The following is a 21211-nucleotide window of genomic DNA, read 5'->3' as shown; positions in this document are numbered from 1 at the left end:
TTCAGACCGGCAAGCGGAACTGCTTGCGCAAGGTCTTGTCGAACATCTCCGCGGGGGCGAAGCGGCGCAGCAGGCTGACCTGGCGCGCTGCCTTCCCTGCGGTATAGCGCCGTCGCGGACGGGCGTCGGTCGCTGCCTTGACGACCACATCCGCCACCACTTCCGGCCGATCGGCTTTGGGCATCACATCGGCAAGCAGCGCCTTGAGACCGGCGCGCGCCTGATCGTAGTCCTTCAACAGGGAATCCGGCTCGATGCCGTTCTGGTCGAAGACGGTGCGCACGAATGCCGGCTCGATGACCGAGACGCGAATGTTGAAGGCGCGAACCTCATGATCGAGCGATTCCGAATAGCCCTCCAGCGCGTGCTTGACCGCCGAGTAGTGCGCTGAGTATGGCGCGGGCACCAATCCCAGAATCGAGCCGATGTTGACGATGCGCCCTTGGCCGCGGCGCCGCATCGACGGCAACACCGCATTGGTCATGCGCATGACGCCGAACAGATTGACGTCGAACAGAGCCTGCACCTGTGCGACCGAAGATTCCTCGGCACCGCCAAGCAGGCCGACACCGGCATTGTTCACCAGCAGATCGATACGACCGGTCTGGGCCAGCACGGTTGCAACGAGGGCGCTGACCGACTCCCCGTCGGTCACGTCGCAGGTCAGCATGGACACCTGCGCCGGGCCGTTGCCGGCCTTGCTGCGGCTTGTCCCGAAGACGGTATACCCCGCCCGCGCCAAGGCCTCGGCACTGGCGCGGCCGATGCCCGAAGAGGCTCCGGTCACGACTGCGGTTCTTCCCGAAAGGGTACTCATTTGATACTCCACAGACATGAGGGCTAGCTTTTTGCCGTTGATTGAATTATGATCGTAATATCACATTACACCTATAATGCAATAGCAGAAAGGAAGAGCGCCATGCGCTACGAAAAGGGCCGAAAGGACGCCTCTCGCGATCGCATCGTCGAGGTCGCAGCCCAGCGTTTTCGCGGTGACGGCATCGCCGCGTCCGGACTGGCAGCCATCATGGGCGACGCCGGACTGACGAACGGAGCCTTCTATCCGCATTTCCAGTCCAAGGCGGAGCTTGTGCGTGAAAGCCTTGTAGCGGCACTGGAGGCCCAGTCGCAGCAACTGCAGGAGGTATTGGCAGCCGGTGGTCCGGAGATGGGCATAGCGGCGTATCTGTCAGCTGAGCACCGGGACAATCCGGGAGCCGGCTGCGCGTCGGCCGCCCTGTTGCCGGAACTCGCGCGTCAGCCGCCCGAAACGCGCCAAGTCTACACCGAACGCTTGCTGGTTCTGGTGCGCCAGTTGTCTGCAGCGCTTCCGCAGGCCAGGGATCCGGAAGGCGTTGCCACGGGCGTCTTTGCGACCCTCATCGGCGCGCTTCAACTGGCCCGCGCGGTGGCAGGGACCGAATTGTCGGATCGCTTCCTTGCGGCAGGAGCAGATGCCGCGCGCAGGCTGATCCAGCCACGTGACGGGGAGAAGGCATCCTAGAGGTCGGTGGCGGCAGCGGCAAAGGGCAGCCCTGACATCGTCCTCGGGTCGCACACAGGAAGGGCCGGCTTTTGGAGGCGGGCCGAACCGGTATTTCGCTCCGATTCAATCGGGTCTAACGCAGATGCCTGAGCTTGTCGGGATTGCGCATGACATAGACGGCCGCGATCTTCCCGTCCTCGATGTCAAGCGCGGTCGTCTGCAGTTCGCCATCGGCCTCCCGCGTGACGAACCCCGGCAGTCCATTGACGAAGCCGATGCGCACCAGCGTCGAGCGATTGTCGCGCAGCCAGGCCGCGACTTGCGCGTATTGCTTCATGACGGCGTCGAAGCCCAGCACCGGCGCCAAAGCCGCCGGACGCTTGCCGCCGCCATCGGCATGAGCGCTGACATCTTCCGTCAGCAGCGCGCCGAGCGCCTGCATGTCGCCGCTGCGCGATGCCGCGAAAAAGGCTTCGGCGATCTCCAGGCCACGCTGCTTCTCCACCTTGAAGCGAGGCCGCGCCTCGCGGACATGGCCCCGTGCGCGAGCGGCAAGCTGGCGGCAGGCGGCTGAATCGCGCTCGATGGCGGTCGCGACCTCCTCGAATTCCAGCCCGAACACATCGTGCAGCAGAAAGGCCGCCCGCTCGAGCGGCGAAAGCCGCTCCAGCGCCAACATCAGCGGCAAGGTGACATCTTCAAGATCGTCCTCTTCGACGATCGGCTCGGGCAGCCAAGGGCCGATATAGGTCTCGCGCTGGCGCCGCGTGGATTTGAGCTGGTCAAGGCAAAGCCGCGTCACCGTGCGGCGCAGGAACGCTTCTGGCTCGCGAACCTGCGAGCGGTCGGTCCCCATCCAGCGGATGAAGGCATCCTGCACGACATCCTCGGCGTCGCTCACCGAGCCCAGCATGCGATAGGCGACCCGCATCAGCTTCGGACGCAGCGGGCCGAAGCCCGCTGCCGCGTCGTCGGGTGCCGTCGCCGTCATCAGGCCGCCTTGGCGCTGGCGCGTATCGTTGCTGCGTCGGTGTAGAGCCCGAAGCCAACGGCGATGCGGTTCCAGCCATTGATGATGTTGATCAAAACGGTGAGCTTCACCTGCTCCTCCTCGGTGAAATGCGCCTTAAGATCATCATAGGCGCTTTCGCGGTCCTGTCCTTCCGAGAGGCGCGTCAGCGCATCGGTCCAGCCGAGCGCGGCACGCTCGCGGTCGCTGTAGCAGGGCGCTTCGCGCCAGGCCGGCAGCAGATAGATGCGCTGCTCGGTCTCGCCATTCTCGCGCGCTTCGGTGGCATGCAGATTGATGCAGTTGGCGCAGCCATTGATCTGCGACGCCCGAAGCTTCACCAGCTCGTTGAGGCTGTGCTCGAGCCCGGCGGCGACGGAGAGTTCGGTCGATGCGCGCTGCCACTGCTTGATCAGCGCAGGGGCGGCGGCGAAGAGGTCGATCTTGGCGGTCATGATTGCAGTCCTTGTGTTGGGTACGCCATCATGACGAGACAAGACCGGCCGGTGTGACATTCAGGCTGGATTTTTTCGAAGGTGCTTTCCCGGCGCGTTCAATCGTCTTTGATCAGCACGATCTTCGCCGGATCGAAATCGATCCCGACCATCGTCCCTTCCGCCACGGCGGGTGTGACATCAGGCGATGTCGCGAACAGTTCGACCGCCGGATCGCTGATCGCGATGCGGTATTCCATGTGGTCGCCGAGATACGAGCTCTTGACCACCCGGCCCTTCATGGTGCCCGCTGGCTGGCCGGGCAAGATGCGCACGGCATTCGGGCGCACAGCGAGCATCGCCGGCCCCGGAGCGTTACCGCGACCCGGCATGTCGAGCAGCAAGGGTCCGACCTTGACCCTTGCACTGGTCGCATTGCTGGAAAGCACCTCGACGTCGAGCAGATTGGCGTCGCCCATGAAGTCGGCGATGAAGCGGTTGGTCGGCTCGTTGTAGAGGTCGCGCGGCGTGCCGTCCTGGGCGACGCGAGCGGCGTTCATGACGATGATGCGGTCGGAGACGGCGAGCGCCTCTTCCTGGTCATGCGTGACATAGACCATGGTCAGCGCCAGATCTTGCTGGAGACCCCGGATTTCGTCGCGCACCCGCCGGCGCAGCTTGGCGTCGAGATTGGACAGCGGCTCGTCGAACAGCAGCACCTTCGGCTCCAGTACGATGGCTCGCGCCACCGCGACGCGCTGCTGCTGGCCGCCGGACAATTCGCTCGGCTGGCGCTTCTCGTAGCCGGACAGGCCGACAAGCGACAGCTTTTCGGCGGCGCGCTCGGCTGCCTGCGCCTTGCCAAGCCCCATAGCCCGCAAGCCGTAGCTGACATTCTCCATCACGTTCATGTGCGGGAACAGCGCATAGGACTGGAACACCATGGAGACATCTCGCTCGGCGGCGGACAGCAAGGTGACGTCCTTGTCGTCGATCAGGATGCGCCCGGTGCTGGTCTGTTCCAGTCCGGCGATCAGCCTGAGCGTCGTCGTCTTGCCGCAACCCGAGGGCCCGAGCAGCGTCACCAGGCTGGCCGGCGCGATGTCGAAGCTGACGTTGTCGACGGCGGTCACCGCGCCGTATTTCTTGGTGACGCCCTCGAACCGCACGGCCGGCCTGTCCGTGACAACCGGGGCAGCAGTCTTCGCCGTCTGATCCACGCCGCTTCTCCCCATCAGATTGCTGCCACAACGGCTTCCGGACCGGCACGGCGCCGGCCGAGCCGGCGTTCGCCGACCAGCAGCTGGATGCCGATGAGGATGACCATCATGACGACGATCATCACCGCCGAATAGACAATCGCGATGCCGTATTCGCCGACATCTGCGCGCCCGACAATGTAGACCGTGGCGAGGTTGAACCGGCCGCTCGCCAGGAAGATGACGGCGCTGACCGCCGTCACCGCGCGCACGAAACTGTAGATCATCGCGGTCACGATCGCCGGCTTCAGGATCGGCAGGATCACCCGCCGCAAGGTAGCAAAAGACCGCGCCCCAAGCGTCAGCGATGCCTCATCCAGGCTCTTGTCAATCTGGCCGAGATTGGCGAGCCCGGCGCGGATCGCCACCGGCATGTTGCGGAAGATGAAGGAGATGACGATGATCAGCCCGGTGCCCGTCAACTGCACCGGCGGCACGTTGAAGGCAAGGATATAGCTGACGCCGATCACCGTGCCGGGAATGGCAAAGCTCATCATCGCCAGGAATTCGAACATGGTGCGCCCGGCGAAACGCTGCCGGTCGAGCAGATAGGCCGTCAGGATGCCGAGCGCCGCGGTGAACGGCATCGCCACCAGCGCCAGGCCGATGGTCATCAGCAGCGACGGCCAGGCCGAGCCGCTGAAAAACCAGCCATTGACGCCTTTCTCGATCGAAAAGGCGGTGAGGAAATATTCGAGCGTCGGCGTGTTGTCGCGCCCGATCGATTGCACGAAACCGCCGCACAGGATGATGCCGTAGACCACGATGGTCAGAACCAGCCACGGAACGACGGCGGCGTAGCAGCCGATCCGCAAGGCCTTGGGCAGCGTCGCCGGTACACCGCCATCGCCCTTGCCTGCGACGGTGACGTAGCTGCGGCTGCCGATCCAGCGGCGCTGGATGACGAAGGCTGCCAGCGTGAACATCAACAGCACGATCGCCAGCACCGCCGCGCGGCCCTGGTCGTGCGCCGCGCCAACCACCGCGAAGAATATATCGGTCGACAGCACGTTGAAATTGCCTCCCAGCACCAGCGGATTGGCGAAATCGGCCATGCTCTCGATGAACGAGATCAGGAAGGCGCTGGCCAGGCCCGGCCGGATCAACGGCCAGGTGACGGTACGAAACGTCCGCCAGCGACTGGCGCGCAAGGTCTGCGACGCCTCCTCCATGCTCGGGCTGACCCCTTGCAGCACGCCGACCAGAACCAGGAAGGCGATCGGCGTGAAGGCCAGCACCTGCGCGATGGTGATGCCGGCCATGCCATAGATCCAGCGGCTGCGCGGAATGCCGAGATGCACCGACATGAGGTTGGTGACGATGCCGGCGCGGCCGAACAGCAGGATCAGCGCCAGGCCGATGACGAAGGGCGGCGTGATGATCGGCAGGATGGACAGGCCGCGCAGCAGCCATTTGGCCGGCAGCTTGGTGCGAAGCGCAATCAGCGCCAGAGCCAGCCCAAGCGCCGTGCAGAAAAAGCCGACGAGGACTGCGATCGCCACCGTGTTCCACGCCACGCCGCAGGAGCCCTCGCCATAGAGGCAGCGCAGGCTCCATATGTTGGCGCTGAAGATCTTTTCGACGAACAGCGCCGGCACGACATTGCCGTCATTATCCTTGATGGCCGAGGTGAGGATCGACAGCAGCGGATAGGCGACGAACAGGATCAGCGAAGCAATCACGATTGAGAGCGAGCCGACGACGAAACGGTCGCCCTTGCACCAGCCGCGCGCGGCGAGCGCCTCGGCGATGAACATCAGCATCGCCACGGCATAGAGCGCCGCACCCCAGCCGAGCCCCGGCTGTATCGGTCCCGGCGTGCCGGCGACCTGGGTAAGCAAGCCAAATCCCCAGCCCGAATGGATGATGGAAAAGCCTTCGATGGCCAGCCACAGCAGGCCCGCCGCGCCTGCAATCGCAAGGCTCTTGGGTTTGTTGCGCGCCACCAGCCAGCTCGCCAGCAGAAGCGGCAGGACAAGCGGCAACAGCCAGGGCCGGCCACCGAGCGCCAGTATGATGGCCGGCGTCGCATCCGTCGGCTGTGCCAGCCAGTCGAACGACAGGAAGCCGCCTTCGACCTTGTACCAAGGCAAGAGCACGAAGCTCGCCCACGCGGCCATTACCCAGGCGAGCGCGCTGCGTCCAGGAGCGGAACTGACCATGGAACCGGCCGCGGCCATTCAATGTCTTTCTGTGCCAAAGGATGGTGCGCCAGCTGCCGCGAAGGGCAGCCGGCGATCAGATGCTAGAGTGAGCACGAAAGAACGCGCTCAGCCGCCATTGCGGACCTCGTCGGTGAACTTCTTCAACAGCCGCTTGCGTTCGGCCGACGAGCCGTATTTGGCGAAGTCGTAGTCGATCAGCTTGATCTTCGAGAGGTCCGGCGCCTCGGGCGGCACCGGCGTGGCGGTGTTCGACGGGATCTGGAAGCTGCCGTTCGGCGCCGCGAGCTTCTGCGCATCCGGGCTCAGCGCCCAGTCGTAGAATTTCTGCGCCTCTTCGACATGCTTGGCGCCCGTCACGATGCTCATCGAGCCGATCTCGAAGCCGGTGCCCTCGCAAGGCGAAACCACCTTCACCGCCGGGTTCTGCTTGGCCGCGTTGATGACGTCGTGCTGGAAGGAGATGCCGATCAGCGTCTCGCCCTTGCCGACGGCGAGTGCCGGCGCGGCCCCTGCCTTGGTGTATTCGGCGATGTTCTTGTTGAGCTGCTTGAGATAGTCGAATGCCTTGTCCTCGCCCATCAGCTGGACGATCGTGGCAAGCATGGTCCAGGCCGTGCCCGATGAATTCGGGTCGGCCATCTCGATCTCGCCCTGGAATTCCGGCTTGACCAGATCGGCCCAGCACGCCGGCGCGGTCAGCCCGCGCTGCTTCAGATCTTCCTCATTATAGCCGTAACCGAGCGCACCGAGATAAATGCCGACCGTGCGGTTCTTCGACCTGTCGGCCTGCTTCAGCGCCCAGTCGCGCAAGTTTGCCAGTTGCGGCGACTTGTATTCCTGGGTGAGGCCCTCTTCCGCCGCCTGCAGATGCGGGTCGCCGGTGCCGCCCCACCAGATATCGGCTTGCGGATTGTCCTTCTCGGCCCGGAGGCGGGCGTAGATTTCGCCGGCGCTCATGCGGGTCATGTCGACGCTGACGCCCGTCTCCTTCTGGTAGGTGGTCGCCATCGCCCGGCACCAGGCCTCGTCGACGGCGCAATACATTGTGAGGCTGCGGTCGGCCGCCTGGGCGGCACTCGCCAATCCGAACATGGCCAGCGCCGCGCCAAGGCCAAGCCAGGCGGCGCGCAAGCCTTGCTTACTGTCAAATGTCTTCATCGATATTCCTCCCTGTCTTCTCACTGGAAACGATCTACCCGTCGTCGAGCGGCACTCCGATCACCTGGGACAATGTCGCCGCAAGGCCGGGTGCTGCCGCTAGCACGGGATTGCCCTTCGCCATGCCGTCGCCGTCGAGGAACCGGTTCACACGGCCGCCGGCCTCCTCCACCAGCAGCAATCCGGCCAGGCAGTCCCACGAATTGATGTGCAGCTCGGCATAGGCATCCGAGCGGCCGTCGGCCACATAGGCCAGCCCAAGCGCTCCGGAGCCGGAGCGCCGCACATTGGCGCCGAGTGCCCAGACAAGGCTCACCTTGTCCAGATAGTCGCGATTGGGAATCCTGGGCGACCAGCCGAACTCGACAAAGGCGCGGTCGAACGCTTGCGTCGGCGACACATGGATCGGCGCGCCATTGCGCGTCGCGCCCTGCCCGCGACGGGCAAAGTACGTTTCGCCGATGGCCGGATTGGCAATGCCGCCGATCTCGCTGCGGCCGTTCTCGACGAAAGCTATCGAAATGCAGAAATGCGGAATACCGCGCATGAAATTGGCGGTGCCGTCGATGGGGTCGACGACCCACATGCGGGCAGAGCCCATGCCACCGCCTTCCTCGCCCAAAAACCCGTCCTGCGGAAAAGCCTCTGCCAGCGTCGCGCGGATGTGCTCCTCGACCTTGCCGTCGGTTTCAGTGAGAAAATCCTGCGGGCCTTTCATCGCCACCGGCTGGACGGCGCCCTGCCGGGCATAGCCTTCCATCGCCAGTTGCCCGGCCGTGACAAGCAGTTTCCGGCAGACCTCGGCACGCCTGTCCATCTCGGCCTCGGACAGCCGGTCCGCCTTCGGATGCGCCGCCGCCCTGCTCATGCAGCCGGTCCGGACAATCGCGCCCTCAAAGCCGTCTTCGGCGAAATGGACAGGGTATTCCTCCGATGCCACTCTTGAGCCGGCTTGTATTGCACGGCTGTGCAAAGCTGTTGCATTCGGCCATGCCTGTCAAGTGCGGTGGGTGGCAATGGCAGGAGAGTTGCATTACATTGCACTGGCGTGCAAAGAATCACGAAAACAGCAGCGAGAGCGTTCGCTTGACGGTTCCGAGAATCCGCACCGGTTTTTCCAGCGCCCAGCAGGTTGCCGACCTCGCCGGGGTTTCACGCTCGGCCGTGTCACGTACCTTCACGCCCGGCGCTTCCGTTTCCGGGGAAACCCGCGAGCGGGTGATGCTGGCGGCCGAGCAACTCGGCTATCACGTCAACCATCTGGCTCGCGGCCTGATGCGGGCTTCGACCGGCATCGTCTGCCTCATCGTTGCCGATGGCGACACGCCCTATCATGCCCGCCTGCAGAAGGCGCTGACCCAACATCTGCGGGACGCCGGCAAAATGGCCATGGTGTTCAACACCTCCGGCCCCAGCCACCATGTCGACCAGGCGCTGCGCAACACGCTGAACTATCGCGCCGATGCGAGCATCGTTCTGTCCGGCTCGCCGCCGCAGTTGCTGATCCGCACCTGTCTTGAGAACGGCCAGCGGCTGGTGCTGATCAATCGCGATGACCGCTTCGACGGCCCGCACAATATCGGTGTCGACAACGCTGCAGCCGCAGAGGCAGCGCTGCATGCCTTCATCCGGGCCGGCTGTACCCGCCCCGCTTTGGTGACCTCGGCTGCCGGCACGCCCAGCCTGCTCTCCCGCGAAACCGCCTTCCTTACCGCCGCGCAGAAGGAAGGGCTGGAGGTGACCGTGTGGCGCGAGGGCCGCACCGGCTATGCCACCGGAGCCGATGGCGCCAGGCGACTCTTTTCCGGCCGGCAGCGGCCGGATGCGGCGTTCTGCGTGACCGACCTGATTGCGTGCGGCTTTCTCGATGCGGCCCGCCACGAGTTCGGCATCAACGTACCCCGCGATCTCTGCGTCATCGGCTTTGACGACATTGAACAGGCCGACTGGGCCTCTTACCGGCTGACGACGTTCTCGCCGCCGATCGAGGAGATCGCCAGGCGCGCCGTGCGGCTCGCGACCGGCGCGCGGGAGGAGGCTGGCAGCCGCCTGATCTGCCATGCGCCCATGGTCTGGCGCAGCACGGTGAGGCCGGGCCAGGGCTGATGCGAAACATGTGTCGGTCAAAACGGGAAACGTACTGATGTCCAAGAAAAAGGCCAGGAAGACCCGCCAGGCGGCAAGACCGGTGGAGATAGCTGTAGGCCCCGAAATCCGGAGCATGATGCGCAAGTTCGGCCTGACCGAGGAAGAAGCACTGCGCATGATGCGCGAATGCGATGCCACCCTCTATGGCGCCAACTCCGGGCACGTGCAGCCAGGATCTTGACGGCCCGCCAGGCGCGAACGGAATTTTAATGTAAATCAAGCGTAATCCCGACCGTTAAAATGATGCGTATGTGTTGGGGTTGCGCATGCCGGAATATTCTTTCTTCATCCGCTCGATCCGGATCCGCTACATCTCGGGATTGCTCATCTTTGCGCTGGCTTCCACCGCGGTGATGTTTGCGCTCAATCGCGTCAATTCCTTCCGCCACGACATCGACGCGCTGAGCAGCAATCTCGTCGTCTTCACCCGCGACCTGCGCAACGCCTCCAGCTTTGGCGAAACCGCCAGCACGACCTGGCGCACCGAAACCCGTGACGGCCTTGCCGCCGCCGCGCGCGGCCATTCGCAACGCCTGACCAGCGAGATCGAAACACTGTCCGCGGAGTTGGCCGCGATCAAGCCGAGCCTATCGGCCAAAACGCTGGACGAACTCTCGTCGGCCGCCGTCAACGGCGACCTGTTCTGGTCGTCGCGCGACATCGTGCGCAACTTCAACCTGATGTCGGCGGCGCAACAGACCGACGAATGGAGTTCGCGCGAAATCCTCAACCAGAACGACCTGTTCGTCCAGCCGATGCTGGTGCGTGTGCGTACCGCCATGGATGGCGAACGCCATCTGGCCGACGCCTCCAGCGACAGGCTGCTGTTGTGGGCAAGCGGCCTTCTGTTCGCGGTTCTTGCCATCGTCGCCCTCTGGATCTTCCGGCCGATGGAAAAGGCAATCCGCCGCGCCTTCACCGAATCCGCCGCATCCTTGTTCAAGGCCGAAGCGGCCGACCGCGCCAAATCGGAATTCCTGGCCAATATGAGCCATGAGATCCGCACGCCGATGAATGGCGTGCTGGGCATGGCCGAACTGCTTGCCAAGACCGAGCTTAACGCACGCCAGAAGACCTTCACCGAAGTGATCGTCAAGTCCGGCAATGCGCTGCTCACCATCATCAACGACATCCTCGATTTCTCCAAGATCAATGCCGGTCAGCTGACGCTCGATCCTGCACCCTTCCGGCTTGCCGAAGCGGTCGAGGACGTGGCCACACTGGTGTCGGCGCGCGTCGCCGAAAAGAACCTCGAGCTGATCGTGCGCGTCGACCCGCGCCTGCCTGCCCATGTCGTCGGCGATGCCGGACGGTTCCGTCAGATCGTCACCAATCTGCTCGGCAATGCGGTGAAGTTCACCGAGAAGGGCCATGTGCTGATCGATGTCGGCGGCGAGGTGGTCGACGGCATGGTCCAGCTCAAGGTCCGCGTCGAGGACACAGGCATCGGCATTCCTGCCGAGAAGCTCGAGAACGTGTTCGAGAAATTCGCGCAGGTCGACGGCTCGTCGACGCGCCGCCATGAAGGCACCGGCCTCGGCCTTGCCATCGCCGCCCGCCTCATCGATCTGATGGGCGGCAAGATCGGCGTCGAAAGCGAGATCGGCCGCGGCTCGGTGTTCTGGTTCGCCGTGCCGCTGCCGGCGCATCAGCAGGACACGCGCAACGAGATCGTGCCGGTCGACGTCACCGGCGCCCGCGTGCTGGTCATCGACGACAACCCGGTCAACCGCGAGATCTTGCTGGAGCAGCTCAGAAGCTGGAGCTTCGACTGCGCGGCCGCCGAAAGCGGCGCCGTCGGCCTCGCCTTCCTAGACCGGGCCAGCCAACTCGCTGCTGCGGTCGACTGCATCATCCTCGACTACCAAATGCCCGGCATGAACGGCGCCGATGTCGCCAAGGCGATTTCCGCCGACAGCCGTCTCTCCGCTATCCCGGTGGTGCTGCTGACCTCCGTCGACCAGGTCGATTTCGGCAAGATGGTCATCGATTTCGGCATCGCCGCGCATCTCACCAAGCCGGCGCGCTCGGCCGTCCTGCTCGGCACCGTCATCTCGGCAATCCAGAAAGCGCGGGCCCAGATCGGCAAGGCCCAGTTCGTTCGCGAGCCTGTTGTTCCGCAGGCGGCACCTGTGGCGCCACCCGCCTTCACCGTCATTCGCGGCCCGGCAATTCCGGCGGCCACAGTGCCTGAATCGATCGCCACGCCAAACGGCCCGATCGATATTCTGATCGCCGAGGACAATGACGTGAACCAGCTGGTGTTCGGCCAGATCCTCAATGGGCTTGGCCTCAGCTACCGCATCGCCAGCAATGGCCGCACGGCCGTCGAGATGTACCGGGCGCTGCGACCGAAGCTGATCCTCATGGACGTCTCCATGCCGGAGATGAACGGCTACGAGGCGACCCGCGCCATCCGGGCGGCGGAGGCAGCGAGTGGCAATCACACACCAATCATCGGCGTCACCGCGCACGCACTGAAGGGCGACCGCGACAAATGTATCGAGTCCGGCATGGACGACTATCTACCCAAGCCGGTGTCGCCCGACCGTCTCGGCAGCAAGATCGGCACATGGCTCAGCGAAACGGTGGCGGTAAAGAGGGCTTGATCAAATCGCCGCGTCCAGACGATAGCGGCGCATCCAGTCCAGACTAATCTCGTCCGAGAGCTTGGCGACGCCCGGCTTTACGTCGGCGGCATTCGGCGCCGGAACGCCCAGGGCCTTGCAGATGGATGCCAATGCCGCTGCCGGATCGCCTGACAGGCGCTCATAGCCGATGCGCAGCGGGACGATCCCCTGCTCCGCGAACCAGACGTTCCAGCCCGCGTCATAGGCTTCGAGTTCGGCAAGCTCGCGCTGGATCCGCTTGAAATCGTAGCGGGGTTCCTGCGGCGGTGCGACCCGTTCGATCTCGGTTCCGTCGGGCGCGATGTGCCAAAGCCCAGTCTGCTCGGCCTTGATCAGCGACACCGCCTGCGCCAGCTTGTTTTCGCGCGAAAGATGGATGTAGAGGATTCGGCCGAAGGCCTTTTCAAAGCGTGCTTTGTCCGATGGCAGGTCTGGGTAGATCCGGTCGAGGATGGCCGAGAGTTCACCCAGGTTTTCCCGCATCAGGCGCAAGCCGAAGACGGCTGTTCCGCCCTTTCCCGCGCTGATTGCCGCCTTGAGGTAGGCGACATCGAAGTCATGCGCGCTCATCGTATCGGGATGCGGCAATTTCCACTCTTCTGCCCATTCCGCCTTGTCCTGCCGCCGGTAGAACGAGTGCGGATCGCCGGCTGTTTTTCGTCGAGGCCAGAAGGCCGCACAGCAAGGTGCTTCCGGTTCTCGGCGTGCCGCAGATTATGTAGCCGTCACGCATCTCGGGGCTCTGTCGCTTGTCATGGATTGGGCTAACCTCGCCAGGCGCGGTGACACGCGCGCTTCGCGAAGGACTCCAGTCTAGCCGCGCCGGAAGGGATAGAGGAATTGCTGCCAGTATCCGTTCGGAACGGGATGTCCGTGAATGCCGTAGCCGTTCGGCCAGCGCCCTTCGGGCATATGGTGGGTACCGAACAGCCGGTCGAGCAGCGGGAAATGGATGGCGAAGTTTACGTCGATCGCTTCTTTCTCGAGGCCGTGATGCCAGTGGTGGTAACGCGGCGACACCAGCACCTTTTCGACTGGACCGAAACTGGTTCCGATGTTGGAATGGATGAAAGACGAATAGACGTAGACGATCAATATATACGTCTGGATAGCCGATTCATCGAACCCCAGCACGAACATCGGGGTGGCCGTCAGGCTGCGCAGCACGATGATTTCCAGGAAATGCATGCGCGCACCGGCAATCCAGTCCATCGACTTGGCGGAATGGTGCACGGCATGGAACTTCCACAGCCAGGGAATGCGATGAAAGGCCCGATGCACCCAATACTGGGCAAGGTCGGTCAGGAACATTGCCGCCAGCAGTTGCACCAGCCACGGCAAGTCGTGGACCCAGGCGCGCACCGAACCAAGGGCGCCCTGCGCATTGACGAAGTTGGACGGCGCCAAGGTCAGGTAGGTCAAAATCTGCACCAGCAGCGATGAGACCAGATAGTAGAACAGGTCCTCGCGCCATTCGTCGCGGAACACGGTCTGATCCTTGTTGCGCGCGAAAAGACGTTCGAGCGGAACGAACAGCACACCCATGAACAGGGCGTTCAGGATGAAGAAATCAAGCCCGAAGAACACCCCTTCGATGTGCAGTTGATGGCGCACCGGAAGCATGCCGACCAGCGACGCCAGCAGCACAGTGAACATCGCTGCCGCGCCGAGCGTCTTTTGCCTGCGCAGCGTCATGCTGAGGATCGCCAGGATATAGCCGGAGATGAGGACGAAATAGAGCACCGGCTTGAAGAACAGCATCTGGTGGATGGGGGCCAGATCCGGCATCGATGTAAGCGACGGGTAGCGCAGCACGATGACCATCAGCAGGGCGGTGACCCCGGCAAGCAAGCCAATCGAGCCGGACAGCCAGCCAGAACCGAACGGCCGTTTGGCGCGCGGCGTTTCAAGTTCACTTACAACGCGTCTAAGGAAATTTGCCACCGCCCCCATGCCCCGCCTTTTTGACGATCGCAAAAGCTCTCGTCGAGATATCGACCTCTTTTGCTACAGCAGGGCTCATTAATATTTAATCGCCACGACCCTGCACATGACGGGTGACTATCGCTTTCGGGCGATTGGAAGAGCTATGATTGCAACAAAAGAACACCGGCCACTATAGTCGGAATCTTTCCTGGATGCGACGGGCGCATTCAAGCGGCGTCAGCCGGCTGGTGTCGACTTCGAGGTCGTAGTCTATGCCGTTGTGGACGCGTCCATATTGCCAGCGCGCCAGGCCAGGCAGCCTGTCGGCGCGCGCGGCCTCGCGCGCTCCCAGCACCTCCAGCGGCGCCATGACGCCGACCAGATGCAGGTCGAAACCCGACAGCAGCATGCGGTGCTCCGCTATCTCGTCATTGAAGATCACGTCGTCGACAATGAGATTGTTGCCTTGCCCGGCCATGGCGGCGATGGCATGGCGCATGCCGCGCATGGCTCGCGCGCCGACCGGCCCGCTCCTGATCACCACCGACGGCTTGCCGTCTTCCAGCACGGTCTCAAAGGAAAACCCGTCGGCATGATCCTGCAGCGCCGGCGGCAGCATGTCGATGAAAGCATCCATCTGGACATGCAGGAAGGGCTCGGTGGCGATTGTTTGCAGCGCCCTGGCGATCGAGCTTTTGCCGGCGCTGCCGACGCCATTAAGCAGGACGATTTTGGCCGTCATGTCGCCCCCTCGGCCTATCGGTTGCGCACGACGATACAGGCGCCCCCGACGCTTTGCAGTTTCTGGCAGATGACGTTGGCGGCGGCACGGTCGTCGACGCCGATCCTGACGGCGTAGATGCCGCGTCGGCCGATCGGCGTGCGCACCCGGCTGACCACCGGGTCACGACCGGAAAGCAGCGCCGGAAACCGGCTCCTGACCCGCAGCCACTGATTGATCGCCGCGCCCCTGCGGAAATTGCCGGCCACCTGGACGCCCCATGGCTTCACAGTGATCGAGGCCATCGCCACGGTTCTGGACATGATCACCGGCAGCTTGCGGCAGGCGACGGGAAAGCTGGTTTTCGGGTCGAGCGGCTCGACCGTCCCGGCGTAAGCGCTGTCGGAAAACTTGTCGGCCGGTTCGCCCATGATGTCGAAGACGTAGCTCTCGGTCTCCATCGGCAGGAAACCGCCGGAATCCAGCCAGCGCGAAACGCGGCTCTCGCCGGCATTGTAGGCAGCCGCCGCCAGGCCGAGATTGCCGAAGCCGGTCTTCATTTCGGCGAGATATTTCGCCGAAGCCGGGATCGCCTGGTCGATGTCGAAAGGATCGGCCAGCCCGCGCATCTTGGCGGTGCCCGGCATGAACTGGGCGATGCCTTCGGCACCGACCGGGCTCACCGCATTGGGGTCGAAGCGGCTTTCCTTCCAGATCAGCCGGGCGAAGTAATCCTTCGGCAGGCCGTTCCGCTCGGCATGCGTCTCGATCAGGTCACAGACACGGCCGATCAATCGTTTCGCCGCCGAGCGCGATTGCGGTGGATCGGCGAGCGCCTGTCCGGCACCCAGCCCGCAGAGCAGGATCACACCGGCTTTGAGCAGCCCCCGCATGGCTTATTCGGCCGCAGCCTTGCCGTGCTGGCCAAACCGCTGCTCGATATAGTCGGCAACCATTTTTTCGAAATCGGCGGCGATCGACGGACCGCGCAGCGTCGCCGACTTCTTGCCATCGACGAAGACGGGCGCGGTCGGCGTCTCGCCGGTGCCGGGCAGCGAGATGCCGATATCGGCGTGCTTGGATTCGCCGGGGCCGTTGACGATGCAGCCCATCACCGCGACCTTGAGGTTCTCGACGCCGGGATATTTCTCCCGCCAGACCGGCATGTTCTTGCGCAAATCGGCCTGGATGTTCTGGGCGAGTTCCTGGAACACGGTGGATGTCGTGCGGCCGCAGCCGGGGCAAGCGGCGACGATCGGCACGAACTGACGGAAGCCCATGGTCTGCAGCAGTTCCTGCGAGACCTGCACCTCGCGAGTGCGATCGCCATTCGGCTCCGGCGTCAGCGAGATGCGGATGGTGTCGCCAATGCCTTGCTGCAAGAGGATGCCCATGGCCGCTGACGAGGCGACGATGCCCTTGGAGCCCATGCCGGCTTCGGTGAGGCCGAGATGCAGCGCATGGTTGGAACGCGTGGCAAGCTCGGTGTAGACGGCGATCAAATCCTGCACGCCGCTGACCTTGGCCGACAGGATGATCTTTTCGCGGGCGAGGCCTATCTCTTCAGCCATTTCGGCCGACAGGATCGCCGACTGCACGATCGCCTCGCGGGTTACTTCCTGCGCCGTCAGCGGGAAGCCTTGGCGCTGGTTCTCGTCCATCAGCCGGGTGAGCAACTCCTGATCGAGCGACCCCCAATTGACGCCGATGCGCACCGGCTTGTCATGCCTGATCGCCATTTCGACGATCGCCGCGAACTGGCGGTCCCTCTTGTCCTTGAAGCCGACATTGCCGGGATTGATGCGGTATTTGGCCAGCGCCTCGGCGCAGTCCGGATGGTCGGCCAGCAGCTTGTGGCCGATATAGTGGAAGTCGCCGACCAGCGGCACGTTGATGCCGAGCCGCTCGAGCCGTTCGCGGATGCGCGGCACGGCGGCAGCGCTCTCGTCACGATCGACGGTGATGCGCACGATCTCGGAGCCGGCGCGATGCAAAGCCGCAACCTGCGCGACGGTCTGGTCGATATCGGCCGTGTCGGTGTTGGTCATCGACTGCACGACGACCGGCGCGCCGCCGCCGACGACCACGCCGCCGACATCGACGCCGACCGATGTCCGGCGCGCAAAGGGGGAGGAAAAATACCCGGTCATGCCGGCAGCCTCTTGATCACCCGAGCGACATACGTCCACGTCGACGCACGCTCAAACAGCTATCAGCGCATAGCGCTGAGGTTCGGGCATGAGGTGGAGGAGCAAAGATGGCTTGTCAATGGCGACAGACAAGCAGAGCCGCCAAATCGCAGTAGCGCGGCGATCCCACAGACGGGTTTCGCCGGCCAACAGTATCGGAACCAGTAGCAAAAACAGGCCTCCGGCGGCATGTCGCCACCGGAGCGATAGTCACGCGCCAAGGCGGCGCGTCTAATCCTGGAAGGGCGTCAGTGTCTCGTCGGTTTCGCCTTCAGTTTTTCAATCTCGTCCTTGAGTGCCAGCTTGCGTCGCTTCAGATTCACGATTTCGAGGTCGTCGACCGATGGATGGTTCATCGCATCGTCGATCTCGCGTTCGATATCACCGTGTTTCCGCTGCAACTCATCAAGATGGGATGCAAGAGACATGATTGGTTCTCCCTTTCATGGTTTCCTCGATTGCAGCCGTCAAAGGCACGTCCACCGCAGGTCGCATCTGTGACGGCACCATGACAGTCTGCCACCATCCGGCTGCGATGTCGAATGCTGCGTGGTAGCATTCCACGACAATGTGATATGTGATATTGGCTGCGCGCCGGCGGCAATTGATGCCGCCCCCGCCCAATCATGCCCATTGCCGGGCGCCGCAGACATGCAGACGGTAGAGAATGTCCGACCAGGAAAAGGCCGATGTCCGCCTCGAATTTTCCCGCCTGAAGCAGGAGCATGCCGATTTCGACGCGGCCATCAATGCGATGATCGCCATGGGCTGCGACCCCTTGCAGATCCAGCGCATGAAAAAGAAGAAGCTTTTCCTCAAGGACCGGCTGATGGCGCTGGAAGACAAGATCATTCCGGACATCATCGCTTAGCCGACGGCCTCGGGGCCTAACTGCTCACCCCGCTATCGACAGCCGCGCCGCGCGATGGCGCAGCAACGTCAGCAATTCGTCGGTCTTCTCCGCTGAAGTGTCGATCGGCACCACCAGGCACATCGTCGCCTCGACCTTGCCGGCGGCCGCGAAGACAGGGGCGGCCAGGCATTTGGTGTAGGCGTCGACCAGCCCCGAAGTGATGCAATAGCCGGTCGTTCTGGCCGTCGCGATATCGGCGATGAAGTCGTCGAACTGCAGCCTGCGGCCGTCGGGCAGCAAAAGGTCGTCTTCCGAGACCATGTCCTGGATGGCGGCCCTTTCCAATCCGGCCAGAAGCAGCCGCCCCGATGCCGTCCATGGCAGCGGGATCTGCAGGCCGGTGGCCGAGCTGATGCGGAACGGCCTGGTGCCGGGGCTGGAATGGACGATGGTATAGCGCCCGCTTTGCAGCATGCACAATTCGGAGGTCTCGCCGGTCTCGCGCGACAGATTGTCGACCTCCTGCCGGCCCCGCCTAAGCAGGTCGTTGCCCCTGACATAGTCCATCCCATAGAGGTAGAGCTTCTTGCCGAAATAGACCCGGTTGCCGTCGCCCTCCATCTCCAGGAGACCCGCATCGACCAGCGAACGCACCAGCGTATAGGTGGTGGAGCGCGGCGCATTCACCCCCTTGGCGAGATCGCCAATGCCGATGGCGCGCTGCGTAACATGCAGGAAGTCCAGGATCTCCAGCACCCGGTTGAGGCCCTTCTCGCGCGAGCCGGAGGTCTTGTCGGGCGTCGGGCTCTCGGCTGGACCAAGCTCCGCCCGATCCGTGAGTCCATTGCTGTCTTGCATAACTGATTCCTGATGTTAGTATCTGTCTTGTACAGGATACATGTGTCTATTGTAAGAGACAATTCAGGTCGGCGACACGTGTGTCTGTAAGGGGAACTCAAACAACAGGAGGTCGCAGTGAACGACGCATCCAAGCGAGATTTTCTGAAACTGGGCATGGCCGGGCTTGCAACGGCGGGCGTGATGACCGCTGTCAGCGCCGAAAAGGCGGCGGCACAAGCCGCATCCGACAGCGTTCTGCGCACCGCGCTTGACCGCGGCAAGCTGATCGTCGGCACCGGCAGCACCAACGCGCCATGGCATTTCGAAAACGATGCCGGCGAGCTGGTCGGCATGGACATCACCATGGGCCGCATCCTGGCCAAGGGTCTGTTCGACGATCCGAGCAAGGTCGAGTTCGTCATGCAGGATCCGGCGCAGCGCATCCCCAATGTCACCACCAACAAGGTCGACATTACCATCCAGTTCATGACCATGACCGCGCAGCGCTCGCAGCTGATCCACTTCTCCAGGCCATACTATGTCGAGGGCGTCGCCCTGCTGACGCTGCCGACGGCGGAAAACAAGACCTTCGACAAGCTGCTCGCCGGTGGTTCGGCGACGCGCATCTCGATCCTGCAGAATGTCGATGCCGAAAGCTCGGTCCATTACGCCCTGCCGGAGGCGCAGGTGCTGCAGATCGACACCCAGGCCAATGTGCTGCAGGCACTGGAATCGAAACGCGCCGATGCCGCCGCTGTCGATCTTTCAACCGTGCGCTGGCTGGCCTCGCGCAACCCCGACAAATATTTCGATGCCGGCAAGAGCTGGTACTCGATGCTCTACGGCGCGGCGGTCAGGCAGGGCGACCTGGACTGGCTGACCTTCGTCAACCAGACCTTCACCATCGCCATGTTCGGCCATGAGACCGCACTCTACGACGCCGCCTTCAAGGACTATTTCGGCCAAGAGCCGCCGGCCCGCCATCCCGGTTTCCCGGTTGTCTGACAAGTGCTGGCGGAAGGGTTAGCCCTTCCGCCTTCTAGTTCGCATCCCCTTGGTTATTGCGGGAGACGCATGGGCTATACGCTCAACTTCAACCTGATCTGGCGCCATTTCGACAAGCTGTGGGGCGGCCTTCTGCTCAGCCTCGAGCTTGCCGTGATTTCGATTGCCATCGGCGTCGTCATCGGCCTGGTGCTGGCGGTCTGGTATGTCTCGGCCGGACGCGTGGTGCGCGCCATCATTGCGGCTTACGTCGAATTCATCCGCAACGTGCCGCTGATCCTGCTCGTCTATCTTGTCTTCTACGGCCTGCCGACGGTGATCGACGTCGCCTACGACGCGCCGACCTCGTTCGTGCTGACGCTGTCGGTCTATAGCGGCGCCTATCTGGTCGAGGTGTTCCGCTCCGGCCTGGAAGCCGTGCCGCGCGGCCAGCTCGATGCCGGCAAAGCCATCGGCCTGACGCCCTGGCAGCGGCTGGTTCATGTGCGCCTGCCGACCATGCTGCGCATCACGCTGCCGGCGCTGTCCAACACCTTCATCTCGCTGTTCAAGGACACGTCCATCGCATCGGTCATCTCGGTGCCCGAGCTCACCTTCGGCGCCCAGTGGATCAACTTCAACACCTTCCGCATTGTCGAGGTCTATCTGGTGACGACGGCGATGTACCTGGTGACCGGTTACACCCTGCTCTTCGGGCTGCGGCTGGTCGAACGCCGGTTCAGGGCTGCGCGCTGACATGCTGAGCCAGATCCTCTACGCCGTACCGTTCCTCGCCCAGGGCTTCGCCATCACTTTGTGGGTGTCGCTGCTGGTCGTGGTGCTGTCGCTGATTGCCGGCGTCGCGCTCGGCGTCGGCCTGGTCTACGGCCCGGCGCCGCTGCGCTGGGCCGTGCGCATCTTCTCCGACACCATCCGCGGCATCCCGATCCTGGTGCTGATGTTCTTCGTCTATTACGGCCTGCCGGCCATCGGCCTGCATCTGCAATCCTTCTCGGCGGCGGTGCTGGCGCTGACCTTGTTCAAGACGGCGCAGGTCATTGAGTATCTCCGGGGCGCCGTCGGCTCTATTCCCAAGGGCCAGTCAGAAGCGGCGATGGCCATTGGGCTGACTTTTCGCCAGCGGCTCACCTACGTCATCTTTCCGCAGGCCTTCCGGCGCTTCCTGCCGCCCTGGATCAACGGCGTCACCGATGCGGTCAAGGGCAGCGCCCTGGTCTCGCTGCTCGGCATCACCGACCTGATGCAGGCGATCAACCAGGTCATCGGCCGCACCTATGAGGCGATGCCGCTCTACATCCTCGGCGCCTTGATCTATTTCGCCGTCAACTATGCGCTTTCCTACGCCAGCCGGCGGCTGGAACGGCGCTTTGCCTTCATCCGGGACTAGC

Annotated in this window: 21 protein-coding genes and 1 pseudogene; 8 read left to right on the top strand and 14 right to left on the bottom strand. The window is 63.4% G+C overall.

The features are described 5' to 3' along the window. Window position 1: 1 nt before the first annotated feature. Window positions 2–817 carry an oxidoreductase gene (locus NLY33_RS08395; protein WP_023690069.1) on the bottom strand — a complete coding sequence of 272 codons (816 nt, stop codon included), beginning with the start codon at window positions 815–817 and terminating at the stop codon, window positions 2–4. A 102-nt stretch (window positions 818–919) separates the two neighbouring features. Here NLY33_RS08395 and NLY33_RS08390 point away from each other — a divergent pair, with 102 nt between their 5' ends. After that, window positions 920–1504, top strand: a complete 585-nt coding sequence (locus tag NLY33_RS08390; protein WP_023690068.1) for a TetR/AcrR family transcriptional regulator — start codon at window positions 920–922, stop codon at window positions 1502–1504. Window positions 1505–1619: 115 nt separating this feature from the next. Here NLY33_RS08390 and NLY33_RS08385 read toward each other — a convergent pair whose 3' ends face one another. From NLY33_RS08385 to NLY33_RS08360, 6 genes are all read right to left on the bottom strand, one after another. Continuing rightward, window positions 1620–2477 (bottom strand): sigma-70 family RNA polymerase sigma factor, encoded by an 858-nt coding sequence (locus tag NLY33_RS08385; protein WP_023684011.1) that lies wholly within the window; start codon window positions 2475–2477, stop codon window positions 1620–1622. Then, window positions 2477–2950 carry a carboxymuconolactone decarboxylase family protein gene (locus NLY33_RS08380; RefSeq protein ID WP_023673089.1) on the bottom strand — a complete coding sequence of 158 codons (474 nt, stop codon included), beginning with the start codon at window positions 2948–2950 and terminating at the stop codon, window positions 2477–2479. Before NLY33_RS08380 ends, NLY33_RS08385 begins: the two co-directional genes overlap by 1 nt. 98 nt (window positions 2951–3048) lie before the next feature. Then, complete coding sequence (locus NLY33_RS08375; protein WP_023706273.1) at window positions 3049–4149, bottom strand: ABC transporter ATP-binding protein; 1101 nt, start codon at window positions 4147–4149, stop codon at window positions 3049–3051. A gap of 14 nt (window positions 4150–4163) precedes the next feature. Next, window positions 4164–6368, bottom strand: a complete 2205-nt coding sequence (locus NLY33_RS08370; RefSeq protein ID WP_023706272.1) for an ABC transporter permease — start codon at window positions 6366–6368, stop codon at window positions 4164–4166. 90 nt (window positions 6369–6458) lie between these two features. Further along, the gene (locus NLY33_RS08365; RefSeq protein WP_023706271.1) at window positions 6459–7484 is read right to left on the bottom strand and encodes an ABC transporter substrate-binding protein; all 1026 of its coding nucleotides are present in this window, start codon (window positions 7482–7484) and stop codon (window positions 6459–6461) included. 61 nt (window positions 7485–7545) lie between these two features. Next, window positions 7546–8379: an inositol monophosphatase family protein gene (locus NLY33_RS08360; protein WP_050590901.1), complete on the bottom strand. Its 834-nt coding sequence runs from the start codon at window positions 8377–8379 to the stop codon at window positions 7546–7548. Window positions 8380–8597: 218 nt separating this feature from the next. Here NLY33_RS08360 and NLY33_RS08355 point away from each other — a divergent pair, with 218 nt between their 5' ends. The 3 genes from NLY33_RS08355 to NLY33_RS08345 all read left to right on the top strand — a co-directional run bounded on the left by NLY33_RS08355 (window position 8598) and on the right by NLY33_RS08345 (window position 12268). Then, complete coding sequence (locus NLY33_RS08355; RefSeq protein WP_031195645.1) at window positions 8598–9617, top strand: LacI family DNA-binding transcriptional regulator; 1020 nt, start codon at window positions 8598–8600, stop codon at window positions 9615–9617. A 37-nt stretch (window positions 9618–9654) separates the two neighbouring features. Further along, window positions 9655–9840, top strand: coding sequence for a hypothetical protein (locus NLY33_RS08350; protein ID WP_023684018.1), 186 nt, complete (start codon window positions 9655–9657; stop codon window positions 9838–9840). 85 nt (window positions 9841–9925) lie between these two features. After that, complete coding sequence (locus NLY33_RS08345) at window positions 9926–12268, top strand: response regulator (RefSeq protein WP_286439622.1); 2343 nt, start codon at window positions 9926–9928, stop codon at window positions 12266–12268. Here NLY33_RS08345 and NLY33_RS08340 read toward each other — a convergent pair. From NLY33_RS08340 to NLY33_RS08315, 6 genes and pseudogenes are all read right to left on the bottom strand, one after another. Beyond that, window positions 12269–12883 (bottom strand): annotated as a pseudogene (locus NLY33_RS08340) (Stf0 family sulfotransferase); the annotation flags it as partial. A gap of 219 nt (window positions 12884–13102) precedes the next feature. Next, on the bottom strand, window positions 13103–14242 hold the full coding sequence (locus tag NLY33_RS08335) for a sterol desaturase family protein (RefSeq protein WP_198020361.1): 1140 nt from the start codon (window positions 14240–14242) through the stop codon (window positions 13103–13105). A 163-nt stretch (window positions 14243–14405) separates the two neighbouring features. Further along, a complete protein-coding gene (locus tag NLY33_RS08330) occupies window positions 14406–14957 on the bottom strand; it encodes a chloramphenicol phosphotransferase CPT family protein (protein WP_023684021.1) in 552 nt (183 codons plus the stop codon). A 14-nt stretch (window positions 14958–14971) separates the two neighbouring features. Further along, window positions 14972–15829, bottom strand: coding sequence for a lytic transglycosylase domain-containing protein (locus NLY33_RS08325; RefSeq protein WP_023706269.1), 858 nt, complete (start codon window positions 15827–15829; stop codon window positions 14972–14974). Between the two features lie 3 nt (window positions 15830–15832). Next, window positions 15833–17086: a flavodoxin-dependent (E)-4-hydroxy-3-methylbut-2-enyl-diphosphate synthase gene (gene ispG / locus NLY33_RS08320; RefSeq protein WP_023684023.1), complete on the bottom strand. Its 1254-nt coding sequence runs from the start codon at window positions 17084–17086 to the stop codon at window positions 15833–15835. Window positions 17087–17373: 287 nt separating this feature from the next. Next, window positions 17374–17553, bottom strand: coding sequence for a YdcH family protein (locus tag NLY33_RS08315; RefSeq protein ID WP_023684024.1), 180 nt, complete (start codon window positions 17551–17553; stop codon window positions 17374–17376). A gap of 239 nt (window positions 17554–17792) precedes the next feature. Between NLY33_RS08315 and NLY33_RS08310 the strand changes: the two genes are divergently transcribed. Further along, window positions 17793–17996 carry a YdcH family protein gene (locus NLY33_RS08310; RefSeq protein ID WP_023673103.1) on the top strand — a complete coding sequence of 68 codons (204 nt, stop codon included), beginning with the start codon at window positions 17793–17795 and terminating at the stop codon, window positions 17994–17996. A 24-nt stretch (window positions 17997–18020) separates the two neighbouring features. Here NLY33_RS08310 and NLY33_RS08305 read toward each other — a convergent pair whose 3' ends face one another. After that, window positions 18021–18836 carry an IclR family transcriptional regulator gene (locus NLY33_RS08305; protein WP_023684025.1) on the bottom strand — a complete coding sequence of 272 codons (816 nt, stop codon included), beginning with the start codon at window positions 18834–18836 and terminating at the stop codon, window positions 18021–18023. 156 nt (window positions 18837–18992) lie between these two features. Between NLY33_RS08305 and NLY33_RS08300 the strand changes: the two genes are divergently transcribed. The 3 genes from NLY33_RS08300 to NLY33_RS08290 all read left to right on the top strand — a co-directional run bounded on the left by NLY33_RS08300 (window position 18993) and on the right by NLY33_RS08290 (window position 21210). Next, the gene (locus tag NLY33_RS08300; RefSeq protein ID WP_023673105.1) at window positions 18993–19823 is read left to right on the top strand and encodes a transporter substrate-binding protein; all 831 of its coding nucleotides are present in this window, start codon (window positions 18993–18995) and stop codon (window positions 19821–19823) included. Between the two features lie 69 nt (window positions 19824–19892). Then, on the top strand, window positions 19893–20558 hold the full coding sequence (locus tag NLY33_RS08295; RefSeq protein WP_023693641.1) for an amino acid ABC transporter permease: 666 nt from the start codon (window positions 19893–19895) through the stop codon (window positions 20556–20558). Between the two features lies 1 nt (window position 20559). Beyond that, window positions 20560–21210 (top strand): amino acid ABC transporter permease, encoded by a 651-nt coding sequence (locus NLY33_RS08290; RefSeq protein WP_023684027.1) that lies wholly within the window; start codon window positions 20560–20562, stop codon window positions 21208–21210. The last annotated feature ends 1 nt before the right edge of the window (window position 21211 follow it).

Source organism: Mesorhizobium sp. C432A (assembly GCF_030323145.1).
Taxonomy (GTDB): Bacteria; Pseudomonadota; Alphaproteobacteria; order Rhizobiales; family Rhizobiaceae; genus Mesorhizobium.
This window is presented reverse-complemented; position numbering and strand designations above follow the sequence as displayed.